Consider the following 15,514-nt stretch of genomic DNA (forward strand, 5'->3'; position numbering starts at 1 on the left):
GCGGCATGGGTGACCGGTGGCACGTGGAGGTCGACCGGAGCGTCTGCATCGGCTCGGGCATGTGCCTGAACAACGCGCCGGGCGCCTTCCGCCTCGACTCGGCGCGGCAGTCCCATCCCGTGGACCCGGACGTGGACGCCGGGGAGGCCGTGCTGGCGGCGGCGGAGGGGTGTCCCGTGGAGGCGATCACGCTGGCGCTGGCCGACACGGGCGAGGTCGTCTTTCCGCCCGAGGAGTGAGCGCGGAAAGGCCCGGGATACGCTCCTGCGGATCTGACGGCAGGGGTGGGAGAACCGTGCACAAGGAAGAGGCCAGGCAACTGCTCGCGCAGGCGCGCGAGGCGTGGGACGAGGAGGAATGGGCGCGCTCCGCGGAGCTGTACGAGCGGGTGCTCGCCCACTTCCCCGACGAGGGGCCGAGCGCGGAGTGGTGGTACGACGCCGCCCTCGCCCACAAGTTCCTGCGCGACTGGGACACGGCGTACGCCCTGGGCAAAGAGGCGGCCGCCCGTGCCGAGCGCGGCACGAACGATCCGGCGTTCTGGAACCTCGGCATCGCCGCGACGATCCTGCGCGACTGGACGACCGCGCGGGACGCCTGGGAGGGCTTCGGCATCCCGATCCCCGACGGCGACGGCCCGATCGAGACCGACTTCGGTCATGTGGGCGTGCGCCTCGACACCGCGGACGGACAGGAGGTCGTGTGGGCGCGGAGGCTGTGTCCGACGCGGGCGCGGGTGCTGAACGTTCCGGTGTCCGCGGGGCGCCGGTTCGGCGAGATCGTCGTCCACGACGGCGAACCGCGGGGCGAGCGGATCGTCGACGGGAACCGCTACCCGGTTTTCGACGAACTGCTGCTCTTCGAGCCGTCCCCGCTGCCCACCTGGGAGGCGACGGTCGGCGCGGGCGAACCCGCCGACCTGGAGGAGTTGCTGGAGCTGTTCCAGGAGCGCGACTTCGGGGCGGAGCCGGCCGACGCCGTCGAGCTGCTGTGCACCTGCTGCAGCGAGGGCAGCAGGGAGCAGCGGCGCCGTGTCCACGCGGGCTCCCAGCGGGTGACCTTCGCCGCCCCCGAGCAGGACGTGCGCGAGCTGCTCGACACCTGGTGCGGCCGGACGCTGCTCGGCCGCACCTGGAGCGGGCTGCGCCCGGTCGGCTAGACCGTCCCGTCCCGCTGCGGCGCGGTCAGGTCGATCAGCTTGCACACCGTCTCGATGTCGATCTTGACCTGGGCGATCGACGCCCGGCCCGACAGCCATGTGATGAGCGCCGAGTGCCAGGTGTGCTCGATGACCCGGACCGCCGAGAGCTGCGCGGGGGTCGGGTCGTCGAGTTCCATCGCGTCCAGGATGATCGCCGTCGTCTGCCGGGAGACCTGGTCGACCTCGGGGCTGACGCTGCGGTCCGCGAACGTCAGGGCCCGGACCATCGCGTCCGCGAGGTGCGGCTCGCGCTGCAGCGCGCGGAAGGCCCGCATCAGCGTCTCGGCGACCCGCTCGGCGGGGGAGTCCGAGGACGGCGGACGCTTGCGGACCGTGGTGTGCATGTGCTGCAGCTGGTCCTGCATGGTGGCGACCAGCAGATGGACCTTGCTCGGGAAATAGCGGTACAGCGTGCCGAGCGCGACCTGCGAGGACTCGGCGACCTCGCGCATCTGCACCGCGTCGAAGCCGCCGCGCGCCGCGAGCTGGGCGCTCGCGTGCAGGATGCGGCGGCGCCGCGCCTCCTGCCGCTCGGTGAGCGCGGGGGCACCCTGCGCGGAGCTTCTGCCGTCCGGAGCTGTCATGAGTTCGCTTCCGTGTCCCGTGGTCCCGGCCGTGGCGTGAATCACCCGATCCACCGGTCACAGCCTGGCTACCTGCCGGTAGATTCGGTGCTCATTGAACGATCAAGTCTGAAACTTGTTCTAGATTAGCGTCCCCACGTAGTGTCCAGTGTCCACGGGCAAGCAGGGAGAAGGGTGGCCTGGAGTGACCGCGGAGTCGTTGCGCATCGCTCTCCTCACGTACAAGGGCAACCCGTTCTGCGGTGGCCAGGGTGTGTACGTACGGCACCTGTCCCGGGAGCTGGCCCGGCTCGGGCACCGCGTCGAGGTCATCGGCTCCCAGCCGTACCCCGTGCTCGACGCGGGCGAGGACTTGGAGGGTCTCTCCCTCACCGAGCTGCCGAGTCTCGACCTGTACCGCAGCCCCGACCCCTTCCGTACCCCCAAGAGGGACGAGTACCGCGACTGGGTCGACGCCGTCGAGGTCGGCACCATGTGGACCGGCGGGTTTCCCGAACCGCTGACCTTCTCGCTGCGCGCCCGCCGCCATCTGCGCGCCCGGCGCGGCGCGTTCGACGTCGTGCACGACAACCAGACCCTCGGATACGGCCTGTTGGGCGGACCCGCCGCGATCGGCGCCCCGCTCGTCACCACCATCCACCACCCCATCACCGTCGACCGGCAGCTGGAGCTGGACGCCGCGGAGACCTGGAAGCGGCGGATGTCGGTGCGCCGCTGGTACGCGTTCACGCGCATGCAGAAGCGCGTCGCGCGCCGCCTGCCGTCCGTGCTCACCGTCTCCGGCACCTCCCGCGACGAGATCGTCCAGCACCTCGGCGTGCGCGAGAGCCGGATCAGTGTCGTCCACATCGGCGCCGACACCGACCTCTTCTCGCCGAATCCGGCCGTACCGGAAGTGCCCGGCCGGATCGTCACCACCTCCAGTGCCGATGTCCCCCTCAAGGGACTCGTGTACCTCGTCGAGGCGCTCGCCAAGGTGCGCGCCGAGCGGCCCGACGCGCATCTCGTCGTCGTCGGCAAGCGCGCCGAGGACGGGCCCGTCGCCCAGGCCATCGAGCGGTACGGGCTGGAGGGCGCCGTCGAGTTCGTCAAGGGCATCAGCGACCAGGAGCTCGTCGACCTGGTGCGCTCCGCGCAGGTCGCCTGCGTCCCCTCGCTCTACGAAGGGTTCTCGCTGCCCGCCGCCGAGGCCATGGCCACCGGCACCCCGCTCGTCGCCACCACCGGAGGCGCGATCCCCGAGGTCGCGGGCCCCGACGGAGAGACCTGCCTCGCGGTGCCGACCGGCGACCCGGGCGCCCTCGCGGCGGCCCTGATCCGGCTGCTCGGCGACCCGGCCCTGCGCACCCGGCTCGGCGCCGCGGGCCGCGCCCGCGTCCTCGACCGGTTCACCTGGGCGCGGGCCGCGCAGGGCACGGCCGAGCTGTACCGTGCCTCGATCGACGCCGCCCCCGGCATCTCCGTACGACCTCACCAGGAAACCCCCCAGGAAAGCAGGGCCACGTGCTGACCGTCGACTTCACCCGCTTCCCGCTCGCCGCGGGCGATCGCGTCCTCGACCTCGGGTGCGGGGCCGGACGGCACGCGTTCGAGTGCTACCGGCGCGGGGCGCAGGTCGTCGCGCTCGACCAGAACGCGGAGGAGATCGCCGAGGTCGCCAAGTGGTTCGCCGCCATGAAGGAGGCCGGTGAGGCCCCCGCGGGCGCCACGGCCACCGCGATGGAGGGCGACGCGCTCCAACTGCCCTTCCCCGACGAGTCGTTCGACGTCGTCATCATCAGCGAGGTCATGGAGCACATCCCCGACGACAAGGGCGTGCTCGCCGAGATGGTGCGCGTCCTCAAGCCCGGCGGGCGCATCGCCGTGACCGTGCCCCGCTACGGCCCCGAGAAGGTCTGCTGGGCGCTGTCCGACGAGTACCACGAGGTCGAGGGCGGCCACATCCGCATCTACAAGGCCGACGAACTGCTGGGCAGAATGCGGGAAGCGGGCCTCAAGCCCTACGGCACGCACCACGCGCACGCCCTGCACAGCCCCTACTGGTGGCTCAAGTGCGCGTTCGGCGTCGACAACGACAAGGCGCTGCCGGTGAAGGCGTACCACAAGCTCCTGGTCTGGGACATCATGAAGAAGCCCGCCCTGACCCGGGTCGCCGAGCAGCTCCTCAACCCCGTCGTCGGCAAGAGCTTCGTCGCCTACGCCACCAAGCCGCACCTGCCGAAGGCCAGCGGGGCCGCTGAGTGAGCAGCCCCGAGCGGACCGAACTCCTCGTACTGGACGGCGTACTGACGGCTGATCAGGCAGCGCACACGGTGCGCGGCATACTGGCCGTGCAGCGCCCGGACGGCGCCATCCCGTGGTTCCGCCGCCACCACCTCGACCCGTGGGACCACACCGAGGCCGCCATGGCGCTCGACGTGGCCGGCGAGCACGAGGCGGCCGAGCGCGCCTACGCGTGGCTGGCCCGGCACCAGAACGAGGACGGGTCCTGGTACGCCGCCTACCACGACGGCGACCCGCACGACGTCACCGACCGCGGCCGCGAGACCAACTTCGTCGCGTACGTGGCCGTCGGCGTCTGGCACCACTACCTCTCCACCGGCGACGACGCGTTCCTGGACCGCATGTGGCCCGTGGTGTGCGCGGCGGTCGGGTTCGTGCTGCGGCTGCAGCAGCCCGGCGGCCAGATCGGCTGGAAGCGCGAGCTGGACGGCAGTGCCGTCGACGACGCGCTGCTGACCGGCAGTTCGTCGATCCACCACGCGCTGCGCTGCGCGCTCGCCATCGCCGACCAGCGCGAAGAGCCGCAGCCCGACTGGGAGTTGGCCGTCGGCGCGCTGCGGCACGCGATCCGGCGTCATCCCGAGCGGTTCCTCGACAAGGACCGCTACTCCATGGACTGGTACTACCCGGTGCTCGGCGGCGCGCTGCGCGGCGCCGAGGCGAAGGCGAGGATCGAGGGCGACTGGGAGCGGTTCGTGGTGCCGGGGCTCGGCGTGCGCTGCGTCGTGCCCAACCCGTGGGTGACCGGCGGCGAGAGCGCCGAACTCGCCCTCGCCCTGTGGGCGATGGGGGAGTCCGACCGCGCGCTGACGATCCTGCAGGACATCCAGCACCTGCGCGATCCGCGCACCGGCCTGTACTGGACCGGTTACGTCTTCGAGGACCGGGCCGTCTGGCCCGAGGAACTCACGACCTGGACGGCCGGGTCCGTGCTCCTCGCCGTCGCCGCCCTGGGGGGCGACGAGGCGACGTGCTCGGTGTTCGGTGGGGAGCAGCTGCCGTCCGGCGTCGAGCCGGACTGCTGTTAGCGCAGCCGGCCCGCGATGGCGTGGCCGACGGCCAGGTAGACGACGGCGGCCAGACCGTATCCGGCGACCACGCGGGCCCAGGCTTCGTCGAAGGTGAACAGGTCGTAGGACCAGCCGGCCAGCCAGTTGGCCGCATCGTGGATGAACTGGACCAGGTCGTTGCCGCGGTTGGCATCGAGCAGGTACATCAGGATCCACAGACCGAGTATCAGCGCCATGATGTCGGCGACGACCACGATGGCTCGGGCCGCGCTGTTGCCGCGAGTAGATGACATAGTCTCCGTTTGACCGCAACCCGTTCGATGAAACCCGGACGATGGCGCTCGAGTGGCGGCGGTGTGCGCAGCGGGTGACGCTGCGGGGAAGTGTGCAGTCCCACCCCGGAGGTACCGCGGTGCTCAGCTTCCCCCTTCCCGTACGGCGCATGGTCGTGGCCGTCCTCATGTGCGGCACCCTGCTCGCCGGCACCACCGCGTGCGGTGGCGACGACAAGGACGCGACGGCCAACCCCAGTGCCACCAGCTCGGCCGAGCGGCAGAAGCTCGCCAAGACCCGGTTCGTGGCCAACGCGAGCATCGCGGCCGGCGCGACCTACCAGTGGATCGTGAAGCCGTGGCGGGCCGGCAAGTTCAAGAGCGGCGCGGACGGACGCAAGTTCGCGCTGGTCAAGGCGGGCCTCGCGGGCGCGCTCACCTACAACCGGCTGAAGGCCGCGGTGAAGAACGCCGAGGGCGACCCCACGCTCTCCAAGGCGGTCGCCCCGCTCTCCGCCGGCATCGACGCGCTCAAGGACCTGCCGAGCAAGCTGCGCAAGGGCGACGGCGTCGACTCGGTCGCCTCGTCCTTCGACGACATCATCAACAACGTGAAGAACGCCGGCAAGGACGCGGGCGCGACGGTCACGGACAAGGTGCCGTCCGCGTCCGAACTGACCAAGGGCTCCTGAGGGGCGGGCGGTTCAGGAGTTCAGCTCCGCGAGGACGCGCAAGGTGTCCGGGTCCGGTGACAGGAGCAGCAGGTCCGTCACCGGGCCCTTGCGCCACGCCTCCAGCCGCTCGGCGATACGGGCGCGCGGGCCGACGAGCGAGATCTCGTCGGCGAACGCGTCCGGCACCGCGAGCACCGCCTCCTCGCGCCGCCCCTCGGCGAACAGTTCCTGGATGCGGCGCGCCTCGGCCTCGTACCCCATGCGCGCCATGAGATCGGCGTGGAAGTTACGGGTGCTGTGCCCCATGCCGCCGATGTAGAAGCCGAGCATGGCCTTGACGGGCAGCAGGCCCTCGGTGACGTCGTCGCAGACCTTCGCCCGGGCCATGGGCGCGATCATGAAGTTCGCCGGCAGTTCGGTGAGCGACGCCTCGTAGACGTCCGTCCGGGTCGGCGACCAGTACAGCGGCAGCCAGCCGTCCGCGATCCTGGTCGTCTGCGCGATGTTCTTCGGGCCCTCGGCGCCGAGCAGGACCGGCAGGTCGGCGCGGAGCGGGTGCGTGATGGGCTTGAGGGCCTTGCCGAGCCCGGTCCCGTCCTCGCCCCGGTACGGGTGGGCGTGGAAGCGTCCGTCGTTCTCGACCGGGCCCTCGCGCCGCAGTACCTGCCGCACGACGTCGACGTACTCACGGGTGGCGGTCAGGGGCGACCTCGGGAACGGGCGGCCGTACCAGCCCTCCACCACCTGCGGCCCGGACAGCCCGAGCCCGAGCATCATCCGGCCGCCGGAGAGGTGGTCGAGGGTGAGGGCGTGCATCGCCGTCGTGGTGGGGGAGCGGGCCGCCATCTGCGCGATGGCGGTGCCGAGCCTGATCCGGCTCGTGTGCGCGGCGAACCAGGTCAGCGGGGTGAAGGCGTCACTGCCCCAGGACTCGGCGGTCCACACCGAGTCGTAGCCCAGGTCCTCGGCGTCGCGGACGAGGTCCAGGTGGTCGGGGTTCGGGCCGCGTCCCCAGTAGCCGAGTGCGAGTCCGAGCCGCATACGAGCCCCCTGTGGCGACAACGATCTGACGGTCAGTCAGGTTCCGGGTGCGACTGTACGCGAAAGGCCCCTCGCCCGGAAGGTGGGCGAGGGGCCTTCAAACGGCGCGAGGGATCAGCCGCGCTGGATCCCGGTGGTGTCCTGGAGGACGCCACGACGGCCGTCCTGCGTCTGGGCGACGAGGCCGGGGCCGCGCTGCTCGACGGCCAAGTACCAGGTACCCGGCGCCAGTTCGGCGATCGGCGTCGGTGAGCCGTCCTCCGCGTACAGCGGACGCGGCACCGGAACGGCGAACCAGAACGGCGAGAAGTCGGAGGCGGGCTGCCCGCCCTGCGAGGGCTGCGGCGCCGGGGCGGCGGCGGCCTGCTGCGGCTGACCGCCGAAGTGCTGGCCGGGGCCGGGCTGTCCCGGACCGGGCTGACCCGGACCCGGCTGCGCACCGTACGGCTGGCCGGGCTGCTGGGCGCCCGGGTAGCCGTAACCACCCTGCGGCTGACCGCCGTAGGGCTGCGGCTGCTGCGGGCGCGGGGCACCGAGGAGGGCGGCCTTGAGGGCCGGGACCAGGGGGGTGGCGATCGCGGCGGCGGCCATGATCAGGGTGGCGATGAGGCCGAGGATGAGGCCGATACCGGCATCCGGGCCGTCGTTGCTGCCGCTGCCGACGTTGTTGAAGCCGCTGCTCGGGTCGAAGATGTTGCCCAGCGCGCCCCACGCGGCGAACACGGCGGCCGCGACACCGAACTGGCCGAGGTCGAGCCCGGCCACCTTGGCCGGTTGCGGCAGCCCCCGGGCGATGACGATGAGGACCGCGCCGATGATGCCCGCGAGCACGACGCTCATCAGCACCGGCCCGCTGCTCCACGAGTTGGGCATGTCGATGTTCTCGGCGCCGGCGGCGTCATACGAGTAGATATCGAGGAACGAGGCGATGAACAGCAACACCGCTGCTCCGATCACCACGCCGTCGCCTCGAGTGAGGGAGCGGATATTCACTTCAGGTCCTTCGTCAGTCGTCTCGTCGTCGGAGGAGGCGGCGCCATGCGCGGGGGTGGCCCCTCATCGTACGGAGGACACTATCGTCCGTGTCCTGTGGGTGTCTGCCGAGATCCACAGGGTGACACCTACCCGCGCAGGAAACTCACGATTCCCTCAGAGATGCCCTGGGCCGCCTTCTGCCGCCACGCGCCGGAGGTCAGCCGGCCCGCGTCCTGCGTGTCCCTCATGTTGCCGCATTCGAGGAAGACCTTGGGCACGCTCGACAGGTTGAGTCCGCCCAGGTCGGAGCGGGTGTCCAGGCCCGTGCCGCCACCGATGTAGTTCGACGGGGGCTCGCCCGTGACCTGGAGGAACTTGCCCGCGACGCGCTCGCCGAGGTCGCGTGACGGGGCGACGATCCGACGGGTGTCGGCGCCTCCCGCGTGCACGGATGCGGGAAGGATCACATGGAAGCCGCGGTTGCCGGCGGCGGAGCCGTCCGCGTGGAGGGAGATCGCGGCGTCGGCCTTCGCCTGGTTGCCGATCCGGGCGCGCTCGTCGACACAGGGGCCCCAGGACCGGTCGCCGTCCTGCGTCAACTTCACCGTGGCGCCCTGCTGTTCCAGGATGGTGCGCAGGCGGCGCGACACGTCCAGCGTGAACTGGGCCTCGGTGTAACCGGCGTTGGTGGACGTGCCGGTGGTGTCGCACTCCTTGGAGGCGTTGCCGACGTTCACCTTCCGATTGATATCGGCCGTGTGCTGAAAATTGCCCGGATTGTGACCCGGGTCGATGACGACGACCTTGCCCTTGAGGGGGCCCGAACCACCGCCCGCCGGATTCGAGGAAGTCTTCGACGCGGCCGGCTTCGAGGGGGTCTTCGACGGGGCCGACTTCGAAGGTGACGCGCTCGGCTCCTTCGCGTCCGGAGCCGACGGCGTACCGGCCGCGGACGTCGAGGCCGCTCCCCCGGGGAGCATCCTCGACGGCCCGCTGTCGCGGGGGCCGCTCACGACCTGCCACACCAGCCAAGCCGCGAGCGCCGTCGGCACGAGCACGGCGATGCCGACGAGCACCGGGCGGCCGCGGAACCGGCGCCCGCCGCCTTTGCGACCCGGGTCGCCATCGGGGTAGAAGTCATCAAAGCCATCAGGTTCCGGACCTACGTACGACACGTTCCCGACCTTAACCGCGCGCTCAGATCCCTGCGCCGGTTCGGCGCAGGACGCGCAGCGAGTCGCGCTCCGAGACCTCGGTGAACGCGCCGGACGCGAGGGCCCGCCGGTACACGCGGTACGGGGCCTGGCCCGTCCACTCGTCGTGCTTGACCGGGAAGACGTCGTGGATGACGAGCAGCCCGCCGTCGGCGACGTGCGGGGCCCAGCCCTCGTAGTCGGCGGTGGCGTGCTCGTCGGTGTGGCCGCCGTCGATGAAGACGAGGCCGAGGGCTCCGCCCCAGACCTTCGCGACCTGGGGCGACTTCCCGACGAGCGCGACCACGTGGTCCTCCAGGCCCGCCGCGTGCAGCGTGCGGCGGAACGTGGGGAGCGTGTCCATGAGCCCGACCACCGGGTCGATGGTCTCCGGGTCGTGGAAGTCCCACCCCGGCTGCTGCTCCTCGCTGCCCCGGTGGTGGTCGACGGTGAGTGCCGTGACCCCGGCGGCGCGGGCCGCGTCGGCGAGCAGGAGCGTGGAGCGCCCGCAGTACGTGCCGACCTCCAGGAGCGGCAGGCCGAGGGCCGCCGCCTCGACGGCGGCGGCGTACAGCGCGAGCCCCTCGTCGAGCGGCATGAAGCCCTTCGCCTTCTCGAAGGCGGCGAGGACGTCCGGGGCCGGGGTGCTCCCTGAAGTGGTCATGCCGCCCATGCTGCCGTACGCCGCCGAGCGCCCGCTCAGCAGCCCTGCCACAGGCGGGTCATCACCCGTACCCCGAACCGCAGGCCCTCCAGCGGGACGCGCTCGTCGACGCCGTGGAAGAGGCGTCCGTAGTCCAGGTCGGCGGGCAGCTTCAGGCCCTTGAAGCCGAAGCAGCGGATGCCGAGGTGGGTGAAGGCCTTGGCGTCGGTGCCGCCCGGGTTGCAGTACGGGACCGGGTGGCCGTCCGGGTCCTCGGCGCGCACGGCCGCGCACATGGCGTCGACGAGCGGACCGTCGAACGTGGTCTCCATGGCGATGTCGTGGTTGACCCACTCGCGGGAGACCGACGGGAGGAGCAACGCGTCGATGGCGTCGATGAGTTCCTGCTCGTGGCCGGGCAGGAAGCGGCCGTCGACGCGGGCCGTCGCCTTTCCGGGGATCACGTTGGTCTGGTAGCCGGCGGTGAACATGGTGGGGTTCGCGGAGTTGCGGAGCACCACCTGCATGAAGTCCGCGACGTGGCCCAGCTTGGCCAGCTCCGCGTCCAGGTCCTCCGCCTCGAAGTCGACCGTCACGCCCTGGAGGTCGGCGGCCTCCTGGAGCAGGGCGCGGACCGGCTCGATGAGACGGACGGGGAACGTGTGGCGGCCGATGCGGGTGAGGGACTCGGCGAGGTCGGTCACCGCGTTCTCGTCGTTGGGGGAGGAGCCGTGGCCCGCCCGCCCGGTCGCGGTCAGCTCCATCCACGCCATGCCGCGCTGCGCGTTCTCGATCGGGTAGAGGCGCCGGGTGTCGTCGAGCGCGTACGAGAATCCGCCGCCCTCACCGATGGCTTCCGTGACGCCCGCGAACAGGTCGGGCCGGTGCTCGACGAGCCAGTGCGCGCCGAACTTGCCCCCTGCCTCCTCGTCGGCGAGGAACGCGAGCACCAGGTCGCGGGACGGCTTGGTGCCCGTACGGGCGAAGTGGCGGGCGGTGGCCAGCATCACGGCCACCGTGTCCTTCATGTCGATGGCGCCGCGGCCCCACAGATAGCCGTCGCGGATCTCGCCGGAGAACGGCGGCACCTGCCACTCGGCCGCGTCGGCCGGGACGACGTCGAGGTGTCCGTGCACGAGCAGGGCGCCCCGGTCGCGGTCGGCGCCCTCGATGCGGGCGATGACGCTGGCCCGGCCCGGCGCGCTCTCGACGAACTCGGACGCGATGCCGACCTCGGCCAGCTTGTCCTCGACCCAGCGGGCGCAGGCCCGCTCGTCGCTGGTCGGGTTGGAGGTGTCGAAGCGGATCAACTCCGCGCACAGTTCGACGACTTCGCGCTGGGCGTCCTCGGAAGCAAGGGTGGTCATGCCGCTCCTACGGGGGCTTGCTCGGCGGCGACGGGGACGGACTCCTCGTCGTCGGCCAGGGTGGTCGTGCCGTACGTCCTGATCCAGCCGAGCAGCCCGAGCACGGTGTAGAGGACGAAGGCGGTGGCGAGGGAGTTCAGGGCCGGGATGCCGCCGTCGTAGAACTTGCCGACGCAGAACGCGGCGGCCCAGATGACCAGGGACATCGGCACCCAGGTCGGCGAGGTCGTCGGCAGGGTGCCGGCCTCGCGGGTCTCGTCCAGCGGCTTGCGCATGCGGCGCACCACCCAGTACTCGGCGACGACGATGCCGCCGATGGGCGGGATGGCCACGCCGAGGACCGTCAGGAAGTCGGTGAAGTGGGTCATGATGCCGACCGCCGACAGGACGGTGCCCGCGATGCCGAGGGCGATGGTGACGGCGCCGCGGTGCAGGCGCTTCTTGAAGACGACCTGGAAGAAGTTGACGACGCCGAGCGAGGAGCCGTACAGGTTCCAGTCGTTGATCTTCGCGGTCGACATCAGGACGACGAGGACGCCGAAGACGCCGGACGTGGAGAGCACGATCTGCGAGACCTCGTTGCTCTTGACCATGTGGCCGAGGAGCACGCCGGTCAGGCCCACGATGTACTCGGAGAGGATCATCGAGGACGCCGTCTGCAGGAAGACGTGGCTGCCCTTCTTGTTGTAGCGGGTCATCTCCGGGGCGACGATCGCGCCCGTCATGTAGCCGCCCGCGATGGCGGTGGCGGCGACGGACAGCGGGATGGCCTGGCCCGGCGGCGGGGAGCTGATCAGGTCGCCGATCGAGTGCTCGCTGAGCGCGTCGATCACGGACCAGGCCACCATCGCGAAGAACAGCGGGGTGACGATCTTCGCGAAGACCGCCATGTAGCGGAAGCCGAAGATCACCAGGACCGTGATGGCGAGGCCCGCCACGATGCACCACAGCCACGCGGGGCCGCCGACCAGCGACGAGACGCTGTTGCCGAAGATCGTGTTCTGCACGCCGAACCAGCCCACGAGGCTGACCGCGATGACGAAGCTGACGAGCGCCGAGCCGTTGCGCCCGAAGCCGACCCAGCGGGTCAGCAGGGGTGTCGCGAGGCCTTCCCGCATCCCCGCGAAGCCGATCAGGAAGATGACCACTTCGAGGATGACCGCGCCGAGCGTGAAGGCGAGGAAGGCGTCGCCGAAGGTCATGCCGACGCCGATGGTGGCGCCGAGCGTGAACTGCGAGATGGAGCCGGACTGGGCGAGCCACTGGAGCAGCATCGTCCAGAAGCCGAGCCGCTTGTCCCGCGGGACTCTGGACAGCGCGTAGTCGTCACTGCCCACGTTCTTCTTGGTGGTGGCCATGGCGTCACGACTCCGAGGGTGCGTTGCCGAGGGTCTGCAGGTGGGTGAGCGAGCCGTAACGGCTCACGAGGGCGTCGAACTCCACCGCGTCGTGGAAGTCGAGGCGCCCGCCGCCGTACGCCTTCGCGGTCTCGACGGCGAACCGGGCCGCGGCCGCGATGTCGGTCTCGTGGCTGGCGCCGGTCTGGCAGCCGGGGACCGCCGCGGCCGAGGTGACCGCGAGGCCGACGACCGGGGCGGCGGTCGCCGTGGCCGGCTGGAGGATCGAATTGATGTGGTGTGCACCGTTACCGTACGGCGTGATGTCCTGCGTGGTCACGGGGTACGTGACCAACGGCTCACCGGTGACGACGGCGAGCAGCTCGCCCAGCTGCTCGCTCACCCGCAGCACCCACCCCTCCTTGACGGTGGGGGACAGGGCGAGGCCCTTGTGGTTGATGATGCGGTTGCCCTTGGTGGTGTCGATGGAGAGCACGGCCTCCATGTCGGCGGTCACCTCGTGCCGGTTCATCGTCGCGATGTCGACCGGCGAGTCCATGAACGGCACCGGGTCGTGCGGGGCGGTCGGCGCGTCCGGGCAGACGTGCGTGGCGACGACGACGTCGCCGTCGAGCACGTCGCCGCGGCGGCGCATGTCGAGGAGCTTGGCGGCCGTCGCGAGCGCGGCGACCGCGCCGTCCGCGTCGGAGACCAGGCCCGTCATCTCGGGGCGGGCGCCCACGCCGCCGAGGCGGCCGACGACACCGAGCGTGCGGGCGCTGCCGCCCCGGCTGCGGCCCTCGGTGCCCGGGATGCGGACGAGGACGAAGTCGGTCGAGCCGCGCTCGCCCTCCACGGTGGTCACCTCGGCGCCGGAGCCCGCCGGGCCCGCGAGCGAATCGAGGTAGGAGACGGCGCGCTTGCCGTCGGCGTCGGGGTCGTCCAGCAGATCGACGATGTCCAGGACGTACTTCAACATGCGAGTCCCTCTCACTGCTTGCCGCGCCGACTGCTCGGAGCGGTGCCAGGCGACCGGTCGCGGTTCCCACCGGTGCTGACAGCAGATTCGGGATCCGTTAGCGTTGTCGGCAACTGTTTCCCGTTATTTGCAATCAAGGTCTGGATGGTGAGATGGCGTGGCGGACATCCCGCTCGACCGGAAGACCCCGGCCGGCGCGCTGCAGACCGTCGACCGTGCCCTGCTGGTGCTGCTCGCCTTCGAGCGGACCCGGCCCGACTGGGGCGTGACGGAGGTCGCCGCCGAGTTCGGCTGGGACACCTCGGTCGCGCAGCGGCTGCTGTCGACGCTGGCGGGACGCGGCTTCCTGGTCTCTGACCCGGCGACGCGCCGCTACCGCATCGGCCCGGCGGTCCTCCGGCTCGGCAGGCTCTGGGAGCGCTCGGGCTCCCTGGAGCTGCTGGCCGGACCGGTCCTGGAGGAGCTGCGCGCCGCGACCGGCGACACGGTCCTCTTCTGTCTCCCCGACAGCTTCCACATGCGCTGCGTCGCGGCCGTCGAGGGCGAGGAGGGGCCGCTGCGCTACTACCCGCTGGTCGGCGAGCTGTACCCGGCGCACGCGGGCGCCACCAGCAAGTCGTACTACGCGTACCTGCCGGACGACCAGCGCCACCGGCTCTTCCGGGGCCGCCCGATGGCCCGCTTCACCGACCGCACGGTCACCGACCCGGACGAGCTGGAGCGGGAGTTCCTCGCCGTCCGCGCCCAGGGCTACGCGTGGACGGTCGGCGAGTACGACGCCGGGATCGGCACGGTCGCCGTCCCCGTGTTCCTGGGGCGCGAGCCGTACGGGAGCCTCAGCCTCGGCGCCGCCAAGGAGCGCTTCCCGGAGGGGCCCGACGACCGGCTCGACGTGCTGCGCAAGGCGGCCGCCCTGCTGGAGAAGCGGCTCACGCACCCGCCGCAGCGCCGCCGCCGGGCCACGGGCACCAAGTGATTATCCGCACCACCCTGTTGATAGGAGCCACCCCTTCATGAACCTGCTGCTGCTCTCCAACTCCACCCAGTACGGCCGCGGTTACCTCGCCCACGCCCTGGACACCGTCACCGGATTCCTGCCGGCGCGGGCCCGCCTCGCGTTCGTCCCGTACGCGCTCGCCGACCACGACGCGTACACCGCGAAGGTGCGCGGCGCGCTGGAGGGAGCCGGGATCGACGTGCGCGGTGTCCACGAGGGCGACGATCCGCTGGCACAACTCGCCTCGGCGGACGCGGTGTTCATCGGCGGCGGCAACTCCTTCCGGCTGCTGAGCGCGCTCCACCGCACCGGCCTGCGGGACGCGGTGATCAAGGCGGTGCGCGACGGCCTGCCGTACATGGGTGCCAGTGCCGGCACCAACATGGCCGCGCCGACGCTCCGCACGACCAACGACATGCCGATCGTGCAGCCGCCGTCCTTCGAGACGCTCGGCCTCGTCCCGTTCCAGATCAACCCGCACTACCTCGACCCGGACCCGGCCTCCACGCACAAGGGCGAGACCCGCGAGGAGCGGCTGACCGAGTTCCTGGAGGAGAACGACGTGCCGGTGCTCGGGCTCCGCGAGGGTTCTTGGTTGCGGGTGGAGGGGGAGCGCGCCACGGTGCAGGGTGCGCGCGACGCCCGCCTGTTCCGGCGGGGTGCCGCACCTCTTGAGCTGGCCGTCGGTGCGGATGTCTCGGAGCTCCTTAAGGGGGAGCCCCGGTTCGACGTGCGTTCCTAGGCGCTAGATGCGTCCGCGGGCGGCGGCGGCCACGAACGCGCCGAATGCGGTTGGGGTGACCTGGAAGTGGCCCCGGCCGGGGTCCTTGGAGTCACGGATGGCTACGGTGCCGGTGGGGGCGGCGACTTCGATGCAGTCGCCGCCCGTGTTGCCGCTGTAACTGGACTTACGCCACTGGGCGTTGGTCGGATCCTGCGGGCTGCCCATAACGATCCT

The 15,514-nt window shown here is 71.3% G+C and carries 18 protein-coding genes; 8 read left to right on the forward strand and 10 right to left on the reverse strand.

Annotated features, from left to right (window positions below):
- Positions 1-5: 5 nt before the first annotated feature.
- Positions 6-239 carry a ferredoxin gene (locus ACQUQD_RS28430; protein WP_428954987.1) on the forward strand — a complete coding sequence of 78 codons (234 nt, stop codon included), beginning with the start codon at positions 6-8 and terminating at the stop codon, positions 237-239.
- A 56-nt stretch (positions 240-295) separates the two neighbouring features.
- Positions 296-1,159 (forward strand): tetratricopeptide repeat protein, encoded by an 864-nt coding sequence (locus ACQUQD_RS28435; protein WP_428954988.1) that lies wholly within the window; start codon positions 296-298, stop codon positions 1,157-1,159.
- Here ACQUQD_RS28435 and ACQUQD_RS28440 read toward each other — a convergent pair.
- The gene (locus ACQUQD_RS28440; protein WP_428954989.1) at positions 1,156-1,785 is read right to left on the reverse strand and encodes a TetR family transcriptional regulator; all 630 of its coding nucleotides are present in this window, start codon (positions 1,783-1,785) and stop codon (positions 1,156-1,158) included. The two genes, ACQUQD_RS28435 and ACQUQD_RS28440, sit on opposite strands and share 4 nt — an antisense overlap.
- 184 nt (positions 1,786-1,969) lie before the next feature.
- On the opposite strand from ACQUQD_RS28440, the gene ACQUQD_RS28445 reads away from it, so the two are divergent.
- From ACQUQD_RS28445 to ACQUQD_RS28455, 3 genes are read left to right on the forward strand one after another with little or no spacing between them, the layout of a single operon-like run.
- The gene (locus tag ACQUQD_RS28445; RefSeq protein WP_428954990.1) at positions 1,970-3,295 is read left to right on the forward strand and encodes a glycosyltransferase family 4 protein; all 1,326 of its coding nucleotides are present in this window, start codon (positions 1,970-1,972) and stop codon (positions 3,293-3,295) included.
- Positions 3,289-4,029: a methyltransferase domain-containing protein gene (locus tag ACQUQD_RS28450; RefSeq protein ID WP_428954991.1), complete on the forward strand. Its 741-nt coding sequence runs from the start codon at positions 3,289-3,291 to the stop codon at positions 4,027-4,029. Before ACQUQD_RS28445 ends, ACQUQD_RS28450 begins: the two co-directional genes overlap by 7 nt.
- On the forward strand, positions 4,026-5,096 hold the full coding sequence (locus ACQUQD_RS28455; RefSeq protein ID WP_428954992.1) for a prenyltransferase: 1,071 nt from the start codon (positions 4,026-4,028) through the stop codon (positions 5,094-5,096). Before ACQUQD_RS28450 ends, ACQUQD_RS28455 begins: the two co-directional genes overlap by 4 nt.
- On the opposite strand, the gene ACQUQD_RS28460 is transcribed toward ACQUQD_RS28455, so the two are convergent.
- Entirely contained in the window at positions 5,093-5,371 is a 279-nt protein-coding gene (locus ACQUQD_RS28460; RefSeq protein ID WP_428954993.1) for a hypothetical protein, read from the reverse strand. The two genes, ACQUQD_RS28455 and ACQUQD_RS28460, sit on opposite strands and share 4 nt — an antisense overlap.
- Positions 5,372-5,520: 149 nt before the next feature.
- Between ACQUQD_RS28460 and ACQUQD_RS28465 the strand changes: the two genes are divergently transcribed.
- On the forward strand, positions 5,521-6,042 hold the full coding sequence (locus ACQUQD_RS28465; RefSeq protein WP_428957674.1) for a hypothetical protein: 522 nt from the start codon (positions 5,521-5,523) through the stop codon (positions 6,040-6,042).
- A gap of 12 nt (positions 6,043-6,054) precedes the next feature.
- On the opposite strand, the gene ACQUQD_RS28470 is transcribed toward ACQUQD_RS28465, so the two are convergent.
- The 7 genes from ACQUQD_RS28470 to ACQUQD_RS28500 all read right to left on the reverse strand — a co-directional run bounded on the left by ACQUQD_RS28470 (position 6,055) and on the right by ACQUQD_RS28500 (position 13,559).
- On the reverse strand, positions 6,055-7,065 hold the full coding sequence (locus ACQUQD_RS28470) for an LLM class F420-dependent oxidoreductase (RefSeq protein WP_428954994.1): 1,011 nt from the start codon (positions 7,063-7,065) through the stop codon (positions 6,055-6,057).
- 114 nt (positions 7,066-7,179) lie between these two features.
- The gene (locus tag ACQUQD_RS28475; RefSeq protein WP_428954995.1) at positions 7,180-8,058 is read right to left on the reverse strand and encodes a hypothetical protein; all 879 of its coding nucleotides are present in this window, start codon (positions 8,056-8,058) and stop codon (positions 7,180-7,182) included.
- Positions 8,059-8,186: 128 nt separating this feature from the next.
- Positions 8,187-9,215 carry an N-acetylmuramoyl-L-alanine amidase gene (locus ACQUQD_RS28480; protein WP_428954996.1) on the reverse strand — a complete coding sequence of 343 codons (1,029 nt, stop codon included), beginning with the start codon at positions 9,213-9,215 and terminating at the stop codon, positions 8,187-8,189.
- Positions 9,216-9,237: 22 nt separating this feature from the next.
- Complete coding sequence (locus tag ACQUQD_RS28485; protein WP_428957675.1) at positions 9,238-9,906, reverse strand: class I SAM-dependent methyltransferase; 669 nt, start codon at positions 9,904-9,906, stop codon at positions 9,238-9,240.
- Between the two features lie 26 nt (positions 9,907-9,932).
- Positions 9,933-11,243 carry a M20/M25/M40 family metallo-hydrolase gene (locus ACQUQD_RS28490; RefSeq protein ID WP_428954997.1) on the reverse strand — a complete coding sequence of 437 codons (1,311 nt, stop codon included), beginning with the start codon at positions 11,241-11,243 and terminating at the stop codon, positions 9,933-9,935.
- Positions 11,240-12,601 (reverse strand): cytosine permease, encoded by a 1,362-nt coding sequence (locus ACQUQD_RS28495; RefSeq protein ID WP_428954998.1) that lies wholly within the window; start codon positions 12,599-12,601, stop codon positions 11,240-11,242. Before ACQUQD_RS28495 ends, ACQUQD_RS28490 begins: the two co-directional genes overlap by 4 nt.
- A 4-nt stretch (positions 12,602-12,605) precedes the next feature.
- Entirely contained in the window at positions 12,606-13,559 is a 954-nt protein-coding gene (locus ACQUQD_RS28500) for a DUF1177 domain-containing protein (protein ID WP_428954999.1), read from the reverse strand.
- A gap of 157 nt (positions 13,560-13,716) precedes the next feature.
- Here ACQUQD_RS28500 and ACQUQD_RS28505 point away from each other — a divergent pair, with 157 nt between their 5' ends.
- Positions 13,717-14,535 (forward strand): IclR family transcriptional regulator, encoded by an 819-nt coding sequence (locus ACQUQD_RS28505; RefSeq protein WP_428955000.1) that lies wholly within the window; start codon positions 13,717-13,719, stop codon positions 14,533-14,535.
- 37 nt (positions 14,536-14,572) lie between these two features.
- Complete coding sequence (gene pepE, locus ACQUQD_RS28510) at positions 14,573-15,298, forward strand: dipeptidase PepE (RefSeq protein WP_428955001.1); 726 nt, start codon at positions 14,573-14,575, stop codon at positions 15,296-15,298.
- Between the two features lie 3 nt (positions 15,299-15,301).
- Here the strand turns inward: pepE and ACQUQD_RS28515 are convergent, their stop codons facing one another.
- The gene (locus ACQUQD_RS28515) at positions 15,302-15,505 is read right to left on the reverse strand and encodes a DUF397 domain-containing protein (protein WP_428955002.1); all 204 of its coding nucleotides are present in this window, start codon (positions 15,503-15,505) and stop codon (positions 15,302-15,304) included.
- Positions 15,506-15,514 lie beyond the last annotated feature (9 nt).

This window comes from Streptomyces sp. cg35, assembly GCF_050410835.1.
Taxonomy (GTDB): domain Bacteria; phylum Actinomycetota; class Actinomycetes; order Streptomycetales; family Streptomycetaceae; genus Streptomyces.